At 61.3% G+C, this 426-nt stretch carries 1 pseudogene; it reads right to left on the bottom strand.

Features of this window, described 5'->3' with window-relative positions:
* Positions 1-426: pseudogene (locus tag AB1462_RS32235) on the bottom strand (hypothetical protein); the annotation flags it as partial.

The following is a 426-nucleotide window of genomic DNA, read 5'->3' as shown; positions in this document are numbered from 1 at the left end:
CTGTTAGCGGGACGGCCTCACGGCGCCCACCCACCAGTTGATGCAGCACTTCGCTCGGCTCCGAGAAGATCATGCCGTCACGTTCCTGAAGGGTAAGAACGCGCGGGCCGAAACGCTTCAGGCCGGCCGTCACATCGACGATCACGTCTTCGAGGTAGTTGAGGGCATCCTCATCAAGCTCGATCCCGCGCCGCCGTGCTTTACACAGTTTCGACAGGAACGCCGCAAGCCGCTCGGCGGGATCCCTGCCCGGGTGCCAGACGAGGCTGAGATAGAGATCGTTGCGGAACAGGTCCTCGCCAATCATCCGGCTTCGGTATTTCTCGTTCAGCGTCCGCGAAAAGGCGTTGGAGAATTCGCCATCGGGATACTCGTTGTCACGTCGCCGGATGATATGCGTCCACAGCGCCAGCCGCTCATCTGCGA

The sequence above is a fragment of the Pseudomonas sp. SB113 genome (assembly GCF_040754745.1).
GTDB classification, from domain to species: domain Bacteria; phylum Pseudomonadota; class Gammaproteobacteria; order Pseudomonadales; family Pseudomonadaceae; genus Aquipseudomonas; species Aquipseudomonas grimontii.
This window is presented reverse-complemented; position numbering and strand designations above follow the sequence as displayed.